Below are 20,586 nucleotides of genomic sequence, written 5' to 3'. Positions count from 1 at the left end.
CGTTGGTATAATGCTCATTGATAGCTGGTATTTTACTGCTTTTATTTGCATTAGTCCGTTGCAATTTCACAAATATCAGTTCAGAGTACGTGTGTACGCTGGAAAGCTGACCACTTGATCAGTATTTTACGCGTAGAATACACCTAAATTTTTTAAGTCCTAAGGGAATTACCCATGAGAAGAGCCGTAATTACGGGGATCGGTGTTGTTTCAAGCATCGGTAACAACAAGCAAGAAGTATTAGAATCTTTGAAAGCGGGTAAAAGTGGTATTGCTTTTAACCAAGAGTTTGCTGACATGAATTTGCGCAGCAATGTGTCAGGCAAAATTGATATTGATGTGAAAGCGTTAGTAGACCGTAAGGCGCACCGCTTTATGGGTGATGCAGCTGCTTATTCATATATTGCGATGGCACAAGCTATCGAAGACTCAGGTTTAGCTGAAGACCAAGTTTCAAATGAACGTACTGGCCTTGTAGTTGGTTCTGGTGGTGGTTCTTCTAAGTACCAAGTAGAGGCAGCTGATATTTTACGTGAGCGCGGTGTTAAGCGCGTTGGTCCTTACATGGTACCGCGTACTATGGCGAGCACAACATCGGCATGTCTAGCAACACCTTTCAAGATTAAAGGTGTAAACTATTCAATTAGCTCTGCATGTGCGACATCAGCACACTGTGTTGGTCACGCGGTTGAGCAAATTCAACTTGGCAAACAAGACGTTATTTTTGCAGGTGGCGGTGAAGAACTACACTGGACACTGGCAATGGAATTTGACGCAATGGGTGCGCTATCAACTAAATACAACGAAGAGCCAGAAAAAGCGTCACGTACATATGATGCAAACCGTGACGGTTTTGTTATCTCTGGTGGTGGCGGTATCATGGTGATTGAAGAGCTTGAGCACGCGCTTGCTCGTGGCGCGCATATCTATGGTGAAATCGTAGGTTACGGTGCGACTTCTGATGGTTACGACATGGTTGCACCATCAGGTGAAGGCGCAGTTCGTTGTATGAAACAAGCAATGGCAACCGTTGAAGGCGACATTGATTATTTGAATACGCACGGCACATCAACACCAGTTGGTGATGTAAAAGAGCTAGGCGCAATTCAGGAACTGTTTGGCGATAACTCACCTGCAATCAGTGCGACTAAAGCAATGACTGGTCACGCGTTAGGTGCAGCTGGTGTTCACGAAGCTATTTACTCAGTACTTATGCTTGAAAATAACTTTATCACTCCATCAATTAATATTGACGAGTTAGATGAAGAAGCAAAAGGCTTAGACATCGTAACTGAACGTCGTGATGTTGAAATAAATACTGTGATGTCAAACAGCTTTGGTTTTGGCGGCACAAATGCAACGCTTGTTGTTCAAAAATACAAAGGTTAATTTTTTAAATTAGCTAATTGATAAAAAGCCCGAAAGGGCTTTTTTTATACCTAAATTATTATATTTATTAATCCTCATCATAATTTATATCTCTACACACCATCAATTTATAAATATATTTATCGTGTATTTTACCTTGTTGAATAAAAAATTTTGCTGTGCTAAAAAGTGTGCGTACATACAAGGTGTACTTAGTTATAAAAGGGATAATTATGGAAGATATATACGAAGTAGATGTTGATGGAGATGGTATCAGTGATGGCGTAGTCGCTGACTTGGACGGCGATGGGTATATTGATACTGTGGGCGTTGATCAAGACGGTGATGGTTACATTGATACCGTTGCAATGGATACTGATGGAGATGGCTATGTAGATACCGTCATGGTTGACGAAGACGGTGATGGCGTGGTCGATGCTATTGCGATGGATACAGATGGTGACGGTTATGTAGACACTGTAGGTGTTGACTCTGATGGTGATGGCGTCATCGATACTGTGGCTGTAGATACCGATGGTGATGGGGTAATTGACGTTGTCGCCATGGATCTGGATGGTGACGGTGATGCAGATGCGGTGATCGCTGACACCGACTTTGACGGTGAGGCGGACACCATGATTATTGAAGACGATGGATTTGACGATTATTAATTTATTAAAGGGATTTAACTATGTTCAATAAAATAAAAGAAACAGCAGCAAAAAACTTCACCGATGAAGAAGGGAATAATCAATTGGGTGTTAATTTAAAAGAAAAGGGTGAAGGCTTAACTGCTTCTATTAAGCAAAAAGCGACAGATGCGAAAGATAATATCAAAGATATATCTGTCATGAACAAAGTAAAAGAGTTTACCAAAGCATCTGTAAAAACAGTTGAAGATATTGATAACGATTTACTGGCGAGTAATTCACAGTATGAAATCAATAACTTTAGAGTTTCAGCAACGGCTGGTGTTACAGCTGGTATGACCTTAGATATTCACTTTGTGAAAAACCAAGGTGCGAAGGAAATTGCGCAGAAAGCATCGCGCTTTTTGATTGTGGTTAACCCGGATACTGGCAGCAAAATCCAAGTACCACGAAGTGCACTAGTGAATAAAGAAACAGCGAAAATTAAAGATCCCAAAACAGATGCTGTACTAACAATTGATGCTAAAACTGGCGCGATACTGGCTTAGTTATAAAGCAAGCAAACATATACAGCCTAAGCACTAGGCTGTATATTCCATGTGTTAAACCTTATGCTTCATGAGCCTTTCTTTATCGCGAGACCAGTCTCTGTCTTTGATGTCTGCGCGCTTGTCGTGCATTTTCTTACCTTTTGCTAGGTGAAACTCTAATTTTACCCAACATTTTTTCCAGTACATTGCAGTAGCGACTAATGAAAAGCCATCACGTTCTGTGGCACCGATTAACCTGTCTATTTCACGCTTATTGAGAAGTAGCTTACGATAACGAAGCGGATCGCAGATAACATGTGTAGAAGCACTGTTTAAAGGTTGGATTTGAGAACCAAGCAAAAAGGCTTCACCGTCTTTTAGATGGATATAAGTTTCTGAGATATTCACTTTACCTGCTCGGATACTTTTAACTTCCCAGCCTTGTAGTTCCATACCTGCTTCGAACTTATCGTGTAAAAAATACTCATGACGCGCCTTTTTATTTAACGCGATGGTATTGCTTGTTGATTTATTTGATTTTTTCTTTGCCATAATGGCTTAGTCTACCTACAAATCGAATTGGAAAACAGTGTTATTTAATTTATCTGCGATATTTTCGCTCACAGTGGCGCTGCAAACAAGATAAATCTTGAAAAGCTTGGTAAAATTGGCACAGTAAAGTTTGGAGATTGTATGCCACAAGTAGAAAAAAGTGCATTGGTGATGTACAGCACACAAGAAATGTTTGATTTAGTCAATGACGTAGATGCGTATCCTGATTTCCTGCCAAATTGCTCAGGTGCAAAAGTACTAAACAGTTCAAATGATGAGATGACAGCAAGCTTGGAAATATCAAAAGCGGGCCTGACCAAGTGGTTTACGACAAAAAATCAGTTTGAAGGTAATCGAGTTAAAATGCAGCTTGTTGATGGGCCGTTTAAATCATTGCAAGGCTATTGGGAGTTTATTGAGTTAGATGACCAAGCGTGCAAGGTTAATTTAAAATTGGAATTTGAATTTGCAAGTAAACTTATCGAACTGGCTTTTGGTAAGGTCTTTAACGAAGTGGCAAAAAATATGGTCACAGCGTTTACCCAACGTGCTAAGTCTGTCTACGGGGTTAGGTAAATGATAAAAGTTGAAGTTGTTTTTGCACTTCCTGAAAAAGCGACCAGTGTAACCGTAGATGTGGCTGAGGGCACTTCTGCTGAACATGTAGTCATGCAATCGGGTATTTTAGATAAGTGCCCGGAAATTGAGCCAACCAATCTAAGCCTTGGTATTTGGAATAGAACGGTAAAGTTACATCAGGTGGTAAAAGAAGGGGATCGAATAGAAATTTATAGACCTCTAATTGCTGATCCTAAAGAGGCTAGGCGTCGCAGAGCTGATAAGGCAAAAGAAGAAGGTCGTGCAAATAAGATCACAGGTGGTCGAGCATAAAGATTATTTGATAAAAAGCCACGTCATTACGTGGCTTTTTAATATTAGATAGTTAGTCTATTTTATATTGTCTTCACTTTGCTCATGGGCTGCTTTTTCATCAGCCAAGTCTTCCTTTAACTTTCTGATTTTTAAACCAAGCTCTTGCCCTCTGTGTCTTGCGTAGTATGTACAGCCAATAAACATAGCTGAGGCAAAAGTTAACTCTAAAGCTATCCATATTAGCTCATCAGTTGCTATCCAAAGCAAAGTGAGTCCGTGTATAAAATATATAATGACGATGAAGTTAGCCCATGCAAAGGTATAGGGCTTATCTTGTACTATGCCTTTTAATGGCAGTAACAATGGAAGAATGTAAACTGCAAATACAAACCCTTCGCTGTAACCCTCTCTTGGTGATGCTACAAACAACCATAGGGGCATTAGTAACAACAAACCAAAATATCCAAATAATGCGAGTCTATGGAACTGCTTTGTTTTTGGTTGCTTGGGGATCTGAGTCATAATAACTTACTGGCCACTCTGTAGAGTCGAACGGCGACCGCTCGACAGATTTTTACTTCGGTTTCAGTTAACTGGGCACTATTTTCTAGACCTGCAACATGTGTTGCGCCATAGGGTGTCCCACCACTTTCTGTAGAAAGTAACTCAGGTACATCATAGGGTACTCCCATTAACATCATGCCATGATGCAATAAGGGGAGTGATAGGTTTAAGAGTGTTGCCTCGTTACCACCATGCATGCTGCTGGATGATGAAAAAACACAGGCCGGTTTATCAATCAGTTGACCTTTTAACCACAAATCGCTGGTTGTTTCCCAAAACGTTTTTGCTTGTGCCGCCATCATGCCAAAACGTGTTGGTGTGCCAAATGCTAGACCATCACATTCTATAAGGTCTTGTTTAGAAACCACGATATCATGAGGATGTTTTTGTACAAATGTACGCAAACGCACAGTCGCACCTTGTGCGCTCAGTGTATCGGCGATTTCATTGGCCATAGACTCTACAGAGCCATGGCTAGAATGATACAAAACTAAAATAGTTGGCATAGTTTAGATAATGTCTAGTACTGATTCAGGAGGACGTCCCAGCGCTGCTTTGTCGCCTTTAACAACAATAGGGCGCTCAATCAGCTTTGGATTATCTAGCATAGCTTGTCTTAAAGTCGTTTCATCGCTGTCTTTGCTTAGACCAAGCTCTTTGTATATTGCTTCTTTATTTCGAACTAACTGGTGTGCAGAATCAAAACCTAGCTTAGATATAAGTGTGTTTAAGGTTTCTGAATCAATAGGCGTTTTTAAATACTCAACTATTTCAGGTTGAATTGAGTTTTCTTCTAACAAAGCAAGTGTTTGTCTTGATTTAGAACAGCGCGGATTGTGATAAATAGTGACTGACATAATGAACCTTTTAAAACGGTAGCCAATAATCTTAACGGTAATTGTAACTGATTGATTTCAGTGTGCCTATCTTCTGTGCCCGCAGGTTGGCTACGAGTTAGGAAGAGATAGGCACTTATTTTTTATAATTTAGCGAGCTCTTTTTGCATATTTCGATACTTAGCAAGTAGGGCTTTCAAACGAAGTTTTTTAATTTCGTCTTCTTTTTCAATAAAGTTAAGCGCTTTTTGCACCTCATCTGCAGCTTTCATGAATGCACCATAGTGAGAGAGTAAACTCGCACGAGATTCATGATATGCGGCTTTATTTTTACTGAGCTCATAAGTTTCTGTTAAAAGCTGCTTGGCAAGTACATGATTTGGTTTTTCTAACAAGAACACTTTAAGAAGCTGCTCAGCTTTGTCATATTCTTTCGCTTTAATCGCTGTGTTTGCTAGATTTAAAGTAATAACTTGATTGTTAGGGCGCAATTTATGCTTTTGCTCTAACACTTTGATTGCTGGCTCAAATAGCTTTTGCCCAATTTTGATATCGGTATAAACGTCCAGATAAAACAGGTTATTAGGTTGTGCTTTTACTAATTTATTGATGATTTCTTCTGCTTGGTCATATTTCTTCTGATCAAGTAAAGAGATTGCAAGCCCATATTCATATTGGCTTTTATCTAAATCTGAGGTAGTTCGTAAAGTATTCTCAAAATAGGCTTGTGCGTCTTGAGAGTCCATGTGGTAGCGTGCGATCACTCGACTTTTCGCATAGAGGAAATCAGCACTGCTAGGAACATACTTCTTTGGATATTGCTGGGCTCTTAACCGAACATCTGATACACGCGAGTCCGGTAAAGGGTGAGTGAGTAAAAAAGCAGGTGGTTTATTTTTAAAGCGAACTTGAGCCGCGAGTTTAGTTAAAAATTCACTTGCAGCATAGGGATCATAACCGGCTTTTTGTAGCGTTTGCATCCCAAACCGATCGGCTTCTTGCTCGGCTTTTCGACTATGAGTAAGCTGACTTAATGCTGCTTGTGTACTGTTGGCTGCAAGTATCGCCATACCTGCGTCAGGCGCGACAACGGTGGCCAGAATGCCTGTGATCATACCGGCAATGGTCAATGCGCTATTATCTTTGGCGCTTTGTATGCGCCTTGCTAGGTGTCGTTGCGTAACGTGTGCAATTTCGTGTCCCAGCACTGATGCAAGTTGACTTTCATTATCAGATTGAGCAATTAAGCCTGTGTGGACGCCAACGTGGCCTCCATAGAATGCAAATGCATTGATAGCTTTGTTATTTATCCAGAAAAACTTAAATGGAAATCTTACGTCATTGGCACTTGCAACCAGCTTATTGCCAAGGGATGATAGATATTCATTGAGAACAGGATCTTGAACAAGTGGCGAACTAGAGCGGATCTGCATCATCATCACTTCACCTAATGCTTGCTCTTTCTCAATAGGCAACACTTGTACCGCGGATGTTCCAAGGTCTGGTAACTTAAAATCTGAAGCTGTACTGGCCGAAGTGTAGCTCAGTCCGATAGCACAAAATGTAGTAATAAGCGCTTTTCTAAATTGCATCCTAATCCTTCTTTATATCTTCACCGAGCATGATCTTAGCGAGGTTTAACTCGTCTTCACAAGCTCGGGCGTCTTTTTCACATAATTGATAAAAATCTTTTATTGAGACACCGTCAACACACACAACGTTCAACTCTCTTTTCAAAAGAGAGATAGTTTGATGTACTACTTTGTGTGCATGAAGTATGAGTGCTTTATCTGCGATATCTCCTCGCTCAAAATAAAAGCCTATAAATTTATGAAGTTGACTAAATCTTATCAATGATTTCATTGTATGGGGGTCCCATACATTGAACTCAAGATATTTATTGTCCTTTAGATAGGTATCGACCTTAACGCCACGAGCAAGCGGAAAAGCCCACAGCTCATAGCCTCTGTCTGTAAAAGCTTGATGAAGGCTGATTTTAGGTGCACTGTTACAATGTACAATCCCATTGTCATCCTCATAGCCATCTAATAGCTGAAGGTTCCAATTTCGCTTATCGAGTATTCTTTTTATCGCATTATCAAAGCCATGTTGAAATATTCCTTCGCTTTCACTTACTGAGGATGCGACAAGATGATAAAAGGGTGGCAGCTCCCCCCAATTGATTTGCTTTTTATACCAATTGATTTCTTTTAATGTTGGGTTGGCCGGTAAACTTGCCTTGTTATTTGCTCTTGGCATGTGGTTTCCCGTAAAACTTGTTGTTCTTATAAGAATAAACCATTGGTAAAGTACAAGCTACAGAAAGGCGCTGTAATGTGCGTAAAATACAATATTATTCTCTTGCTATTGAGTGCTTAGGTGCCTTATAAACAAGAAGCGTATTATAGTCGTAAATGTTATAGGTTTATAATTGGTTTCTAATGTTTTAAAAGTGTATAAAATGCTACTTTTTGTTTGTTTTATCTATCCTGTTTGTAACGAGGTGAGTGCTTTTGAAGCTGGTTGAAGAGCAATATATTGAAGCAAGTGCCATCGATTTGAGACAGTATCAGTGTCCACAGTTTTTTGTTCAGTTTAAGTGGCATTTAAAAAACTGCCCCGATAAAAGTATTCAGTATATTTGTACTGGCGAGCAAGACCTGTCAGATGTTAAGCGGTATTTGTGCAACAACTCCTATCATTATGACTTTATAGAAGAAGGTCAATTACATTACATTAAGGTGTACATCACGGATGTTTGAGTTAATTAAATCTTGGTATCAAGATAAATTTTCGGATCCCGATTCAGTTACGTTGCTATTAATGCTCGTTTTTACAGCAACAATGCTGTATTTCTTTGGTTCATTTGTTATTCCTGTGCTTGTTGCCTTAGTTATTGCATATCTACTTGATTGGCCAGTCACTCGATTACAAAAGTTAATGCCCAGTCGGCTCATGGCGACCAATTTGGTGATGTTAGGTTTCATTGGCATCGTGCTAGCCTTGCTACTGGTGATAGTGCCCGTTTTGTGGTCTCAAGCGAGTAACTTAGTGCAAGAAGCGCCAAGTATGATTGAAAAGGGTCGAGATTATTTGCTGCATCTTCCTGAAGATTATCCTAATTTGGTCTCTGTACAGCAGGTACAAAATATTGTGGCTGGGGTTGAGAGCAAAGTGCTTGCTTTAGGCGAACTCATTGTTTCTGTATCCCTAACGTCGATTAAGGATTTAGTGGCTTGGTTAATTTACTTGATCCTTGTTCCCTTACTTGTCTTTTTTATGCTCAAAGATAAAGAATCTCTAACTACGGGCATCAAGCAACTTATTCCAAAAGATAGGAAGTTAATCACGCAAGTATGGGAAGAGATGGACCATCAAATCATGAATTATATACGCGGTAAAGTCATTGAAATTGTAATTGTTGGTGGTACTAGTTTTGTGGCTTTTGCTGTATTGGATTTACGTTATGCTGCTTTACTTGGCACTTTAGTAGGGCTGTCGGTTTTGATCCCATTTATCGGTGCTGCATTGGTCACCATCCCAGTAGCTGCGGTGGCATTATTTCAATTTGGGGTAGCGCCAGAATTTTGGACCATCTTAATTGTATACGGTATTATCCAAGCTCTTGACGGTAACTTATTAGTACCTCTGTTGTTTTCAGAAGCCGTTGACCTAAACCCCGTTTATATCATCGTAGCGGTACTATTTTTCGGCGGTTTATGGGGGTTTTGGGGAGTTTTCTTTGCTATCCCTCTAGCATCATTAGTGAAAGCATTAGGAAATGCTTGGTCAACTAGCCATAGGCGAGTACAGACAAGTTAGAATGAAATAGATATTAGACAAGGGAGCTTTTAGCTCCCTTTTTTCATTTTAGCTCTTAATTGTCAAAACAAAGAGAAATCAAAGTTAACTCCCAGTCGTTTTTTGTGTAATATGGAATATCTTAGTTCATATAGTTATAAGCGGTATCCATGACCCCCTCGACCTCTACTGAGTTTTATCTAGATGCAAACGCAACAACACCAGTTTTAACACCTATTTTAAATAGTGTAATTGACGCGATGACAGATAATTTTGGTAATCCTTCAAGCGCACATACCACAGGGTTATTAGCTAAGGATCTTCTTGAGCAAACCAGAATTAAGGGAAAAAGTATCCTAGGAACGAAAGAGGGGGAGTTACTCTTTACATCAGGAGCAACGGAGGGAATTCAAACTGCTGTAGTTTCGTCGATTAGTCATCATATGCGAACTGCAAATAACACAATTGATAAACCCATATTGATGTATGGCGCTACAGAGCATAAAGCGGTGCCAAATACTTTAAAGCACTGGAATGAAACTTTAGGGTTACATGCTGAACTGATGGAAATTCCAGTGAATAAAGATGGAAAGCTTGACTATGCATTTATTGCACGACACGTGCCTCAAGCAGTCATGATTTGTACAATGGCAGTGAACAACGAAACGGGTGTAATGCAGGACTTATTTAAGCTTGAAGAGGTTATCCGGAAAAATAACTCAGATGTTTCTTGGTTAGTGGATTGTGTTCAGGCACTTGGTAAAGTAAGCATTAATATGGATGCTATATCCATTGACTATGCCCCGTTTTCTGGTCACAAACTATATGCACCCAAAGGAATCGGCTTTTTATATGTTAGGAGTGGTCAACCGTATGTGCCTTTTATTGCCGGTGGTGGCCAAGAGTCCGGCATGAGATCAGGCACTGAAAACTTACCTGGGATTGCGGGTCTAAATACGCTATTTTCACTACTTGCAGAGGAAGAAGGTGTTTTTCATACAACGAAACAACTTGAACAGCATCGACAGATGCTCATTGAGGCCTTGTTAGATACTTTTCCAGACGTCTCTTTACACGCTAAGTGCGAGGAGTCTGTACCGACTACGATTAACTTTTCGCTAGACCATTATACATCTAAGGAAATCATTGACTTATTTGATGCAACAGGTGTCAGGGTAAGTGGTGGCTCCGCTTGTAGTTCGGGAGTTTCAAGTAGTTTTGTGCTCGAAGCGATGGGGTTTGATGAATGGCAGTGCAATAATGCCATAAGACTGTCATTTGGTCCTGCAGATAGCACAGAGTTTATTGAGAGCGCATGTACAGCAATTCGATCTGTTAAACCATATTTATCAATAAGTGATGGGGTAGGTGATAAAGATGCGCATCTGTTATCTAACTGGCAAGGTATAACTCAACTAGTTTATCAAAATGAATCAAGTTGGGTATTTGCTTCAGAGGATAAAGAAGTTCTTATTGTTAACCCGAACCCTCAACTTTTCCCTAAGATAAAGCGTCTAATTAATGAAGACGAAATGTGTATAAAGACATGTATTCTTAATAGCTTAAGTGGAAATTCTAAAACGTTAATAGAGAATGTTAAATCTACTTTTGGTCAATCAGTGTGCATTTATCACCACGGTGATAACCAGTCTTCAGAGGTACTTTTATCTGGAGAACACTGGGAAGTTAGATCGGTAGCTTCAAAGCAGGGCAATTTGGTTTGTTTGTATGGTAAAGGCGAGACAGAATTATCAGAACAGGTTTTAAACTCAGAGAAAGTCCCAAGCCCATTTGATTGTGAAGTCGGCAAAACAATGGTTATCTCCAATAACAGCATTGGGCTTTATTGTGAAGAAAATAGCAGTATGCAAAACCCCTGCTTAGCAAATATGAACAATAGCGTAGAACTTCAAAATGGTCTTTCAGCAATAAACTGGATTAAAGCGCATGATGCGGTGGTAATAGATGTTCGGGAGTACGCAGAGCATAAAGCTTCATCGTCTCTAATAAGTAAAATATCTCAAGAATGTGCTGCAAATGTGATTAATATACCTGCTAGTCGACTTGTCAATGCAGTTTTTGACGGAACACTTTCTCAAGATACTGCTTACCTGATATTGTGCCGTAGTGGTAAGCGTTCTAAACAACAAATTAAAGCGATGCAATCGTTAGGTTTTACCAGCCTTGCAAATCTAACAAAAGGTTTGGCGCTGCTCTGAGCACCAAACCTAAAAATTTACACAGGTGCAGGTCCGGTACTTTCGCGAACCACAACGGAAGGTGTAAAGGTTGTGATGATGTCTTTATCTTGTTTTCTACTGCCTCTTGTCTTAGAAAACAATAATCTAGCTGCGTGTTCTGAAATAACACTATTGGCTTGATGTGCCGTCGTTAACTTGGGCCAAGTCTGTCTTGAGAACGGTGAGTCCTCGAATCCTGAAATTGACAGTTGTTCAGGAATGGCAATATTCATAAGACGAGACGCAAAGAGCGCGCCAGCTGCAATTTCATCGTTACCACCCAAAATAGCAGTAATTTTAAAGGCATTATTATCCTTCAGTAGCGCTTTAGCACCTTCAACACCAGACTCGAACGAATAGGTTCCTTCATAAATTAAATCTTCATTTAAAGTGAGATCATGATCTTTAAGTGCTTGTTGATACCCGGCTAAACGTTCAGTGGTTGATTTGTGTTCGGCATCTCCACAAGCAAAGGCGATGGTTTTGTGACCTAGTTTAATGAGGTGTTCTGTAATCTCATATGCAGCAGCATAATCGTCAACATAAATACAGTTATTAGCTTTTATCTCTTCATCTTTACTTTCACTGGGTGCTGACGCATTACTTTGACCAGAAAGCAATCTTACGTACGCAACGCCTAAGTTATCAAGCATATCAATAATGTCTTGCTGCTCAGACAGAGGGGGAGTTAATACTAAACCCGCAAGTCTTGAGCGCTGTATCATGGTAGCGATTTCTTTGTGCATATCAGGATCTTGAGCACAGCAAGGGTGGATAACCAGCTCGTAACCTTCTTCTTTGCACCTTGATAGCACACCATTTTGCATATCAATGACATAATAGGCATTGGGGTTGTCATAAACTAGGCCAATGGCAAAGGAAGAGGTACCCGCCAAATTTCGTGCAGCGGTATTTGGTTGGTAATTTAGCTCTTCGACGGCTTGCATAACCAAATCGTAAGTTTTTTTCCTGACTGAAGGCTCTTTATTGATGACCCTTGATACAGTTTTCATAGAAACGCCTGCATGTTTTGCGACGTCGTTGATGGTTACTTTCATTTTTTTTCTTCTATATGAATAAGGCTAAGCTTTGGCCAAAAATTGAGTGCTTTACTCTCAGAGCCCTTTAAATGCTGGCTTTTAATACAAAATAATATGGAACAGCATTACGTGTAAGGCAATATAGTATATTTCAGCTTTTCATGAAACGATCAAATTTGTACTCTGCAGTTTTTTAACATTAACTGAATAACTTTAATTTATTTTATGATACCGGTGTCAAAAAATAAAAAATCAGTTATTATATGCAAAGTAAAATGAGGAACATGCAGTTTGACAGCGTTGTCATTTTAACTTATGGTTAACGCTCGAATATGTTTATGTGTGTATTTATGTGTTTGCACACTATCATCGCTAGGGGAAAAATTATGAATTGCCGTACAACATTACCAAGTTGGCAAGCATTATCATCAGCATCAGAACAATTAAAAGAACAGCATTTAAAGACCCTTTTTGAGACTGATAATGGACGCTTTGATAAATTTTCTCGTCAGATCCCGGGCGTTCTTTTTGACTTTTCGAAGCAACTTATTGATAGCAGTGTATTTGAACAGCTAATTACGCTGGCTAAAGAATCAGATATCGCGACTTGGCGTGATAAAATGTTTTCTGGTGAGAAAATAAATATCACAGAAGACAGGGCTGTATTACATGTCGCTCTTAGAAACAGAGATGCTTCTGGGATTTATGTCGACGGTGTCAATGTGACCGAGCAAGTTCAAGCAGGACTTGAAAAAATAAAGGTTTTCACAGACCGAGTCCGCAGCGGTGAATGGACTGGTTATACAGGTAAAGCTGTTAAAGACATCGTTGCTATTGGCGTCGGTGGCTCAAATTTAGGCCCGCAAATGGTGACTGAAGCACTTGGTGCTTACAGCGATGGCAATTTAAACGTTCATTACGTTTCTAATGTTGATGGTGTTCAACTTGGTGAAGTGTTGAAAAAAGTACACGCTGAAACCACCTTGTTCGTTATCTCGTCAAAGACGTTTACGACTTCTGAAACGATGAATAATGCACGCTCAGCGGTTGCTTGGTTTTTAGAAAGCGCAAATGATCAAAGTGCAGTTGCGAAACATTTTGTAGCAGTGAGTACAAACCTTGAAAAAACCCGCGCTTTTGGTATCGCAGATGAAAACGTATTTACAATGTGGGATTGGGTAGGCGGACGATTCTCTTTGTGGAGTGCTATTGGGTTACCAATTGCATTGTATCTTGGTTATGAAACGTTTGTAGAAGTACTCGAAGGTGCGTTTGAGGTTGATACGCATTTTAAAACAGCTGAGTTTGAAAATAACATACCGCTAATCATGGCGCTTTTGAGTGTATGGAATTCAAGCTTCTTAGGATATACATCTCAAGCCATTTTGCCATACGATCAGGCGTTGCACATGCTGCCTGCCTATTTGCAACAAGGCGAAATGGAAAGTAATGGCAAACATGTCACATTTGATGGTCAGACTGTACCGTATACGACTGTGCCAATTATTTGGGGTATGACAGGTATTAATGGTCAGCATGCATTTTATCAATGTTTGCACCAAGGCAATGTTATTGTGCCAGCTGATTTTATTGCTTCAGTAGAGCCGCAAATTGCTCTGGGTAAACATCATGACGTGCTGCTGTCTAACTTCTTTGCTCAGACAGAAGCCTTGATGGCGGGTGTGAATGAACAGCAAATTCGTGAAGATCTAGCTGCAAAAGGCAAGTCTGAAAACGAGATTGAAAAGCTGGTTGCGCATAAAATACATCAAGGTAATCGTCCTACAACATCAATGATCCTAGATAAAGTGGATGCAAAAGCTGTAGGTAGACTGATTGCGCTTTATGAGCATAAGATTTTCTGTCAAGGTATTATCTTAAATGTATGTTCTTTTGACCAATGGGGTGTTGAGTTGGGTAAAGGCTTAGCAAGTAATATTGAAGCAGAACTGACACAAGAAAACGTAAATCATGAGCATGATAGCTCTACGTCTGGGTTAATCGCTTATTACAAGCAAAAACGAAATAAATAAAATCGTAGCACTTGGCTACGATAGTAAAGAATACCTTTGAACGGGTAGCGCTGGAGTACTTAGGGCCTGTATTTTTGTGAGAGGAATTACAGAGCCCCTAAGACTCATTTTAAAAGACTACTAAAACAATAAATATGCAATTGCTACTAGGTAGGCTTCACCTGAATCCTAAGCAAGATTGTGGTCTGAGAACGAATTCAAACCTATAAATGAAGTTATGTTTGGCATGTTTTCCAAAAACACCAAACGGTTTTGATTGTAGCGCGTGTTCTCTACAGAGTAATGACCGCGCACCTAACCTTGTGAGAAATAATTATGCTTAATCCTTTTGATATCGTAATTTTTGGTGGGGGTGGCGATTTAGCGTTAAGAAAATTGTTGCCTGCTATGTATCGTGCATATCAAGAAGGCAATCTGCCTGAAGGTAGCCGCATTTTACCTACCGTTCGAGAAGAAAGTAAAAAAAATGAATACGTAGAGAACGCTGGCAAAGCACTCCAGGAGCATTTAGGAAAAGGCGAATATAACCAAGCTGACTGGAATGCGTTTTCTCAGTATTTGGTTCCTGTTGTGGTAAATGTTACAGAGGCTGATGATAATTGGGACTTACTTCGAGATATTTTAGAACAAGATGACTCTAGTAAATCTCGCGTTTTTTACCTCTCTCTTCCTCCTGCTGTTTATGGCACGTGCTGTGAATTATTATCTAAAAAATCTTTGATCAGTGAAAATTCTCGTGTTGTCGTTGAAAAGCCTATTGGCTATTGTGGTGAATCAGCTGAAGAAATCAATGCCAAAATCGCCGAGTATTTTGAAGAAGATCAAATTTTCCGTATAGATCACTATTTAGGTAAAGAAACAGTACAAAACCTTATGGCGCTGAGATTTTCAAATGTTCTATTTGAAAATTTATGGGATGCAAAGACCATTGATAATATTCAAATCAGTATTTCTGAAACCGTGGGTTTAGAGAGCAGAGCTGGATTTTACGATAAAGCAGGCGCGCTTCGAGATATGGTGCAAAACCACCTTCTTCAGCTATTGTGCCTTGTTGCAATGGAATCCCCTCATAAACTCAATGCAAATCGAATCAGAAATGAAAAGCTGAAAGTGTTAGAAGCTTTACGTCCACTTACAGATGAGTTAGTAGACGATAATGTTGTTCGAGGACAGTATGTACCTGGTGATTTGAACGGGAGTTTAGTACCTGGTTATTTGGAAGAGCTAGGTGAAGGCTCAAGCACAACGGAAACGTTTGTTGCAATTCGCGCTCATATCGATAATTGGCGCTGGTCAGGCGTACCTTTCTATTTAAGAACGGGTAAGCGTATGAAGCAACGTTGTGCCGAAATCGTCGTTGAGTATAAACCAGTTTCTCATAATGTGTATGATGATACTGTTGGTCCAATTTTGCCAAATCGTTTAATTATAAGACTTCAACCAGAAGAAAGTATCCAACTGACTCTAATGTCAAAGAGATTAGATAATTTGGAGATGCAACTTGAACCAGTCACACTTAACATTGAACTGAGTGAAAAGTACAGTAATGGTTTCCATTCAGATGCTTATAAGCGTTTGATGCTAGATGCTGCAGCGAATAATCCATCATTATTCATTCACCGTGATGAAGTAAGACAAGCTTGGAAATGGATTGACCCAATCATTGCTCGTTGGCAAGAGAAGGGCACGCCTGCATTATATAGAGCAGGCTCTTGGGGACCAGAATCGGCGGATGAATTATTAGAAGAAAAAGGTCACGCTTGGTTTAATGTTGGAGAGAAAAATTAATGGCAATCTTAAACGAAAAGTTTTTTGATTCTAAAGATGAGATGACAGAGCACTTGGCTTCGGTATTGGAAAATACATTGAGCCAAGCAATTCAAACTGACGCTGCTGCGAGTATATTGGTTTCTGGTGGTTCTTCACCTGCGCCAGCTTATAAGCGACTTTCAGGTTTGGACTTGGATTGGAGTAAAGTCACCGTTGCAATGGTTGATGAGCGCTGGGTTGCGCCAAATCATGAAAAGTCAAACGAAGCGTTTATTAATTCGACATTGTTACAGGACAAAGCATCAGGTGCGCCTTTTGTAACGATGAAAAATGAACAGCCGTCAGCTACCGAAGGCCAAAGTGAAGTTGAAGCACGTTATCAGTCTTTAAAACAGCCATTTGATGTAACTATTTTGGGTATGGGTCCAGATGGCCATACGGCATCGCTTTTTCCGCATGCTGATGGTTTAGAAGATGCACTTAAAACAGAACAGCTTGTTTGCGCAATTAATGCAAAAGAGAGTGATGTGACTGGAAGTATTACTGAGCGTATGAGCTTGTCACTAGCTGGTATTGCGAACACCAAGCACGCCATTTTGTTGATAAGCGGTGAAGCGAAGCGCGCTATTTATGAACAAGCAAAAGAGCAGGGCTCTGAATTAGATATCCCACTTAGAGCTGTATTGGGACTACCTGAACTAAAGTTAAGTGTTTTTTGGTGTCCTTAATTCGTTTTATTGAAAAACGCGTGCTTAGCGCGTTTTTCTAACCTGAAGTCACTATTTATACTCTTCCTCTTTTAACCTATAACCTACATTGCAATCCTTTTTATTGAAAATAGTTACTGTTGTTTAAGAGAGTCATTTCATTTGTAAAAGCTTACGTGTTTCTCTTATTAGACATTAATAGTAATTAACAAGTCGATAAGTAACATAATTTAATCAAGAGTAGAGCTGCCTCATATTAATGTAAGAAAACATTAGTACCGATTAAATCTTAAAATTATCTGATTGGCTTATAAAAATACATACTTTATTAGTATTTGTTATATATGATTTTTGCTACCTGTATGTAATTAAGCTGATCTTTATTGCGTTAAATGAGATTTTTGCATTCGAGGGGAAAATTAATTTCTTAATTTTCAATTGGATCCAATAAGTTTTGTTTTTTGTCCCGCAAGGGTCTTTAGGTTCACGCTTTTACTGGACATGGAAGTAAAATTCAACTAAAATGACAGCGTTGTCATTGAGAATTGTTATCACCTTGAACAGCTTCTGCCCAGGCTATTATTTTGACTAACTCTTCTTTTACTGCATTAAAATTATGCAGTTTCTTAATTAGATACAAATAATTCGTATCATTCACCCCATAAACTACAGATTTATGCATCTAATGTGGTATATTAGTCCGCGTTTGTAACAAAGTATGACCAAGCTTTATATAATCCATTATTATTCAAGAGGTTAGTACCTCTAATGAAAATTTTTAAAGTTTTTGTTTAAAAAACATGTAGCGATTATGTAATTTTGGGTGTATTGTTTGTTATTAGATGACAGCGTTGTCATCATCACTGGGCAGAAGTGATTTTAAAACCAACAAAATGATTCAAGGGGAATCCTGTGTTAGCTAATAATTTTAAGAAAAGTTTACTAGCTGCAAACATTGGTCTTGCGTTAACCGCAGGCGTATCTGGTGTAGCAGTTGCTGATAGTGGTACTCAAGTCAAAGAAGACGTAGAAGTAATTGAAGTACGTGGTATTCGTCGCTCTTTAGAAGCATCACTGAATACAAAACGTTTTGCGACTTCGGTTGTAGATTCAGTGTCTGCAGAAGACATTGGTAAGTTTCCAGATAAAAACGTTGCAGAAACGCTTCAGCGTATTCCTGGCGTATCAATTTCTCGCCAATTTGGTGAGGGTTCTGAAGTTTCTATCCGTGGTGCAAGTAAAAACTTGACGCTAACAACGTTAAACGGTCAATCTGTTGCTTCAACTGGCTGGTATACACTTGATCCTATTAGCCGTTCATTCAATTACTCTATGCTTCCATCTGAACTAATTTCAGGTGTTGATGTATTTAAAGGCTCACAAGCCGACCTAGTAGAAGGTGGTGTTGGTGGTTCTGTTAATGTTAAGACCCGTAAGCCGTTAGACCTTGAAGCAAATGCAATCTTCGCTTCTGTTGAAGGCCAATATTCAGGTGGTTCTGAAGAGTGGGATCCGCAAGTATCTGGTCTATATAGCTGGAAAGACGAAGACGAAAGAATCGGTTTCCTTATTGCTGCTGCAAAACAAGACCGTACAATGAACCGTAAAGGCGTTGAGGCTGCGTGGCAATGGGCTGCAGGTGAAGGTTCTTTCTATCAAGAACGTGAGCGTGAAGCAATTAACTTCACTGCACAATACCGCCCTACAGACTCTCTAGAACTTGGTGCTAGCTACCTTTCTCTAGAGCTGGGTGCTAACAATGTAAACACTGCATTCTGGTATTTCCCTAATGGTGATAAAACAACAGCTACTGGCCCTTCAGGTGCTACACAAGGTGGCTTTGGTGGTCATGAGCCGCTAACTTGGTTGTATCCGACGCAAGCTGATGGCACTGCTGCTGAGGCATACTTAGACGTACGTCCAAGAAGTGCGACGATGAAATCAGATACATATGATTTTAATCTAAAATATGAAGGTGACAGCTACACTATTACAGCACAGGTAGGTACAACTGACGCTGAAGGTGGTACTAACTTCGAGTCTAACTACACTGGTGTTGTTACTGGTGATTTAGCTCGTGGCTCATATGATGCAACTGGCAAAATATTCCAGTTCGGTACGCCGAATACAGGTATCACAAATGGTGATTTACTTCAGGTCTTGAATCAGACTGGTCAGTCAGTGATTCAACCAAATACAGATAAGGAAGATTACTTCCAAGCTGATATTAAGTTTGATGTTGACTACGGTGCAATTACAGCAATCAAAACTGGTGTTCGTTTTACTGACCACAAAGTAACTCAAACTCGCCAAACAGGTATTGCAAAAGAGAATGTTAGCACTGATGCAACGTCAATTGTTGGTCAGTTAACAAATGGCTCAATTGAGGTTGGTTTTGATGACTCATTGGTTCCATTCTTTGACCATGATAGTGCTCAAGCACATGCTCGTTCTTTACTAAGCGGCTTCGAAGTTGATAAAGGTGGTGAAGTAGAACTAGAAGAAGAGAATTTCTCGGCTTACGTCATGGCTGACTTCTCTGGAGAAGGCTTCCGTGGTAACTTAGGTGTACGCTATATCAGCACTGACGCAAAAGCAGGTTATTACGGTGTAGGTCTTGATAGTGCAGGTGCTTTCCAGTTTACTGATTGGACTTACTCTGAGCACGACTACAATGATGTACTACCAAGTGCAAACATTGTATTTGACATCTCTGAAGATGTAATTGTGCGTTCATCAATCGCTCGTGTTATCACTCGTGCACGTTACCAAGAAATGTTCATGAGCTTAGGCGGATTCAACACTGCAACAGATGGTCAAGCTGGTAATGAGTCGTTAGATCAAGGTAGTATCGCACTAGAGCCGTTCTCTGCAACTCAGTTCGATGTATCATATGAATGGTATTTCTCTCCATCATCTATGTTTAGCTTGGGTTATTTCCACAAGAATATCGATACTTTCTTCCGCATTGATACAAAGAGAGAGCAGCAAATTGGTTTAAGTGCGGCTGATTTAGAAGCTGATCCGGCAAATATTCCGGGAGGCTGTGAGGGCAACACTGACTGTTGGACAGTGAACTCATTTAAGAATGGTGCAGGTGGTACTCTACAAGGTATTGAAGCACAGATCTTCCATGACTTTGACAATGGCTTCGGTACTACAGCGAACTACACATTCTCTGACTCGGACATTGATGAAGAAAACTTCTCAGATCGTCGTGGTTACTTCTCGAATAGCTCTAAGCATCAGGTAAATGTATCTGCATACTATGAGAATGACATTTACCAAGCGCGTCTATCTTATAACTGGCGTTCAGAGTACATGTTAAGAGAACCTGGTTTCTACGGTAACCGTGAGCAAGATGCTTATGGTACTTTAGACTTCAGCGCTCAATACTCTGTAACTGAGTATATGGATTTAACATTCAACGTTACTAACATTCTTGAAGAAGACTTAGTAACAGTAGGTAACGATAACCCGTCACTTGAAGGTTCAAATGGTTATCGTCATGCTGGCTTCCCATTATTTGCTTATGCAGGGGAACGTCGTATGGTATTTGGTGCTAGATTCTCATTCTAATCTAAAGCCATTTAATCAAATCTATGATGCCCCGTATTTCTAA

At 39.8% G+C, this 20,586-nt stretch carries 19 protein-coding genes; 12 read left to right on the top strand and 7 right to left on the bottom strand.

The genetic code is table 11. The features are described from left to right. The first annotated feature begins 174 nt into the window (after positions 1-174). From fabB to AC2CZC_RS19480, 3 genes are all read left to right on the top strand, one after another. Positions 175-1,389 (top strand): beta-ketoacyl-ACP synthase I, encoded by a 1,215-nt coding sequence (gene fabB / locus AC2CZC_RS19490; RefSeq protein WP_211035935.1) that lies wholly within the window; start codon positions 175-177, stop codon positions 1,387-1,389. 212 nt (positions 1,390-1,601) lie between these two features. Further along, positions 1,602-2,039, top strand: coding sequence for a hypothetical protein (locus AC2CZC_RS19485; RefSeq protein WP_155731967.1), 438 nt, complete (start codon positions 1,602-1,604; stop codon positions 2,037-2,039). Between the two features lie 20 nt (positions 2,040-2,059). Continuing rightward, positions 2,060-2,566: a hypothetical protein gene (locus tag AC2CZC_RS19480; protein ID WP_063363051.1), complete on the top strand. Its 507-nt coding sequence runs from the start codon at positions 2,060-2,062 to the stop codon at positions 2,564-2,566. A 54-nt stretch (positions 2,567-2,620) separates the two neighbouring features. On the opposite strand, the gene smpB is transcribed toward AC2CZC_RS19480, so the two are convergent. Continuing rightward, a complete protein-coding gene (smpB, locus tag AC2CZC_RS19475) occupies positions 2,621-3,100 on the bottom strand; it encodes an SsrA-binding protein SmpB (RefSeq protein WP_023401520.1) in 480 nt (159 codons plus the stop codon). 141 nt (positions 3,101-3,241) lie between these two features. Here smpB and AC2CZC_RS19470 point away from each other — a divergent pair, with 141 nt between their 5' ends. Continuing rightward, positions 3,242-3,676: a type II toxin-antitoxin system RatA family toxin gene (locus AC2CZC_RS19470; RefSeq protein ID WP_211035934.1), complete on the top strand. Its 435-nt coding sequence runs from the start codon at positions 3,242-3,244 to the stop codon at positions 3,674-3,676. After that, complete coding sequence (locus AC2CZC_RS19465) at positions 3,677-3,991, top strand: RnfH family protein (protein WP_211035932.1); 315 nt, start codon at positions 3,677-3,679, stop codon at positions 3,989-3,991. It abuts the gene before it with no gap. A gap of 57 nt (positions 3,992-4,048) precedes the next feature. Here AC2CZC_RS19465 and AC2CZC_RS19460 read toward each other — a convergent pair whose 3' ends face one another. The 5 genes from AC2CZC_RS19460 to AC2CZC_RS19440 all read right to left on the bottom strand — a co-directional run bounded on the left by AC2CZC_RS19460 (position 4,049) and on the right by AC2CZC_RS19440 (position 7,632). Beyond that, complete coding sequence (locus tag AC2CZC_RS19460; RefSeq protein ID WP_211035930.1) at positions 4,049-4,495, bottom strand: DUF2069 domain-containing protein; 447 nt, start codon at positions 4,493-4,495, stop codon at positions 4,049-4,051. Further along, a complete protein-coding gene (wrbA, locus tag AC2CZC_RS19455) occupies positions 4,492-5,043 on the bottom strand; it encodes an NAD(P)H:quinone oxidoreductase (protein WP_211035928.1) in 552 nt (183 codons plus the stop codon). Before wrbA ends, AC2CZC_RS19460 begins: the two co-directional genes overlap by 4 nt. A gap of 3 nt (positions 5,044-5,046) precedes the next feature. Further along, positions 5,047-5,394 (bottom strand): arsenate reductase (glutaredoxin), encoded by a 348-nt coding sequence (gene arsC, locus AC2CZC_RS19450; protein ID WP_211035926.1) that lies wholly within the window; start codon positions 5,392-5,394, stop codon positions 5,047-5,049. Positions 5,395-5,516: 122 nt separating this feature from the next. Then, the gene (gene bepA / locus AC2CZC_RS19445) at positions 5,517-6,965 is read right to left on the bottom strand and encodes a beta-barrel assembly-enhancing protease (RefSeq protein WP_211035925.1); all 1,449 of its coding nucleotides are present in this window, start codon (positions 6,963-6,965) and stop codon (positions 5,517-5,519) included. A 1-nt stretch (position 6,966) separates the two neighbouring features. Further along, positions 6,967-7,632, bottom strand: coding sequence for a hypothetical protein (locus AC2CZC_RS19440; RefSeq protein ID WP_211035923.1), 666 nt, complete (start codon positions 7,630-7,632; stop codon positions 6,967-6,969). A gap of 254 nt (positions 7,633-7,886) precedes the next feature. Between AC2CZC_RS19440 and AC2CZC_RS19435 the strand changes: the two genes are divergently transcribed. From AC2CZC_RS19435 to AC2CZC_RS19425, 3 genes are all read left to right on the top strand, one after another. Continuing rightward, entirely contained in the window at positions 7,887-8,135 is a 249-nt protein-coding gene (locus tag AC2CZC_RS19435; protein ID WP_211035921.1) for a hypothetical protein, read from the top strand. Then, the gene (locus AC2CZC_RS19430; RefSeq protein WP_211035919.1) at positions 8,128-9,195 is read left to right on the top strand and encodes an AI-2E family transporter; all 1,068 of its coding nucleotides are present in this window, start codon (positions 8,128-8,130) and stop codon (positions 9,193-9,195) included. Before AC2CZC_RS19435 ends, AC2CZC_RS19430 begins: the two co-directional genes overlap by 8 nt. Before the next feature lie 149 nt (positions 9,196-9,344). After that, positions 9,345-11,393, top strand: a complete 2,049-nt coding sequence (locus AC2CZC_RS19425; RefSeq protein ID WP_484583066.1) for an aminotransferase class V-fold PLP-dependent enzyme — start codon at positions 9,345-9,347, stop codon at positions 11,391-11,393. A 17-nt stretch (positions 11,394-11,410) separates the two neighbouring features. On the opposite strand, the gene AC2CZC_RS19420 is transcribed toward AC2CZC_RS19425, so the two are convergent. Continuing rightward, positions 11,411-12,472: a LacI family DNA-binding transcriptional regulator gene (locus AC2CZC_RS19420; RefSeq protein WP_211035914.1), complete on the bottom strand. Its 1,062-nt coding sequence runs from the start codon at positions 12,470-12,472 to the stop codon at positions 11,411-11,413. Between the two features lie 368 nt (positions 12,473-12,840). On the opposite strand from AC2CZC_RS19420, the gene pgi reads away from it, so the two are divergent. The 4 genes from pgi to AC2CZC_RS19400 all read left to right on the top strand — a co-directional run bounded on the left by pgi (position 12,841) and on the right by AC2CZC_RS19400 (position 20,543). After that, complete coding sequence (gene pgi, locus AC2CZC_RS19415) at positions 12,841-14,487, top strand: glucose-6-phosphate isomerase (protein WP_484583065.1); 1,647 nt, start codon at positions 12,841-12,843, stop codon at positions 14,485-14,487. A 315-nt stretch (positions 14,488-14,802) separates the two neighbouring features. After that, the gene (gene zwf, locus AC2CZC_RS19410; protein WP_211035910.1) at positions 14,803-16,275 is read left to right on the top strand and encodes a glucose-6-phosphate dehydrogenase; all 1,473 of its coding nucleotides are present in this window, start codon (positions 14,803-14,805) and stop codon (positions 16,273-16,275) included. Continuing rightward, the gene (pgl, locus tag AC2CZC_RS19405) at positions 16,275-16,985 is read left to right on the top strand and encodes a 6-phosphogluconolactonase (protein WP_484583064.1); all 711 of its coding nucleotides are present in this window, start codon (positions 16,275-16,277) and stop codon (positions 16,983-16,985) included. Before zwf ends, pgl begins: the two co-directional genes overlap by 1 nt. Before the next feature lie 891 nt (positions 16,986-17,876). Further along, entirely contained in the window at positions 17,877-20,543 is a 2,667-nt protein-coding gene (locus tag AC2CZC_RS19400; protein ID WP_211035898.1) for a TonB-dependent receptor, read from the top strand. The last annotated feature ends 43 nt before the right edge of the window (positions 20,544-20,586 follow it).

The organism is Pseudoalteromonas sp. MMG033 (assembly GCF_057197785.1).
The sequence above is the reverse complement of the archived record's forward strand: the minus strand, read 5'-3'. Positions and strand labels throughout refer to the sequence as shown.

Coding starts and splice junctions, on each gene's coding strand:
- pgi (WP_484583065.1), top strand. CDS start 12,841: ATGAATTGCCGTACAACATTACCAAGTTGGCAAGCATTATCATCAGCA.
- AC2CZC_RS19440 (WP_211035923.1), bottom strand. CDS start 7,632: ATGCCAAGAGCAAATAACAAGGCAAGTTTACCGGCCAACCCAACATTA.
- arsC (WP_211035926.1), bottom strand. CDS start 5,394: ATGTCAGTCACTATTTATCACAATCCGCGCTGTTCTAAATCAAGACAA.
- wrbA (WP_211035928.1), bottom strand. CDS start 5,043: ATGCCAACTATTTTAGTTTTGTATCATTCTAGCCATGGCTCTGTAGAG.
- AC2CZC_RS19460 (WP_211035930.1), bottom strand. CDS start 4,495: ATGACTCAGATCCCCAAGCAACCAAAAACAAAGCAGTTCCATAGACTC.
- zwf (WP_211035910.1), top strand. CDS start 14,803: ATGCTTAATCCTTTTGATATCGTAATTTTTGGTGGGGGTGGCGATTTA.
- AC2CZC_RS19430 (WP_211035919.1), top strand. CDS start 8,128: ATGTTTGAGTTAATTAAATCTTGGTATCAAGATAAATTTTCGGATCCC.
- AC2CZC_RS19485 (WP_155731967.1), top strand. CDS start 1,602: ATGGAAGATATATACGAAGTAGATGTTGATGGAGATGGTATCAGTGAT.
- fabB (WP_211035935.1), top strand. CDS start 175: ATGAGAAGAGCCGTAATTACGGGGATCGGTGTTGTTTCAAGCATCGGT.
- pgl (WP_484583064.1), top strand. CDS start 16,275: ATGGCAATCTTAAACGAAAAGTTTTTTGATTCTAAAGATGAGATGACA.
- bepA (WP_211035925.1), bottom strand. CDS start 6,965: ATGCAATTTAGAAAAGCGCTTATTACTACATTTTGTGCTATCGGACTG.
- AC2CZC_RS19470 (WP_211035934.1), top strand. CDS start 3,242: ATGCCACAAGTAGAAAAAAGTGCATTGGTGATGTACAGCACACAAGAA.
- smpB (WP_023401520.1), bottom strand. CDS start 3,100: ATGGCAAAGAAAAAATCAAATAAATCAACAAGCAATACCATCGCGTTA.
- AC2CZC_RS19420 (WP_211035914.1), bottom strand. CDS start 12,472: ATGAAAGTAACCATCAACGACGTCGCAAAACATGCAGGCGTTTCTATG.
- AC2CZC_RS19425 (WP_484583066.1), top strand. CDS start 9,345: ATGACCCCCTCGACCTCTACTGAGTTTTATCTAGATGCAAACGCAACA.
- AC2CZC_RS19480 (WP_063363051.1), top strand. CDS start 2,060: ATGTTCAATAAAATAAAAGAAACAGCAGCAAAAAACTTCACCGATGAA.
- AC2CZC_RS19465 (WP_211035932.1), top strand. CDS start 3,677: ATGATAAAAGTTGAAGTTGTTTTTGCACTTCCTGAAAAAGCGACCAGT.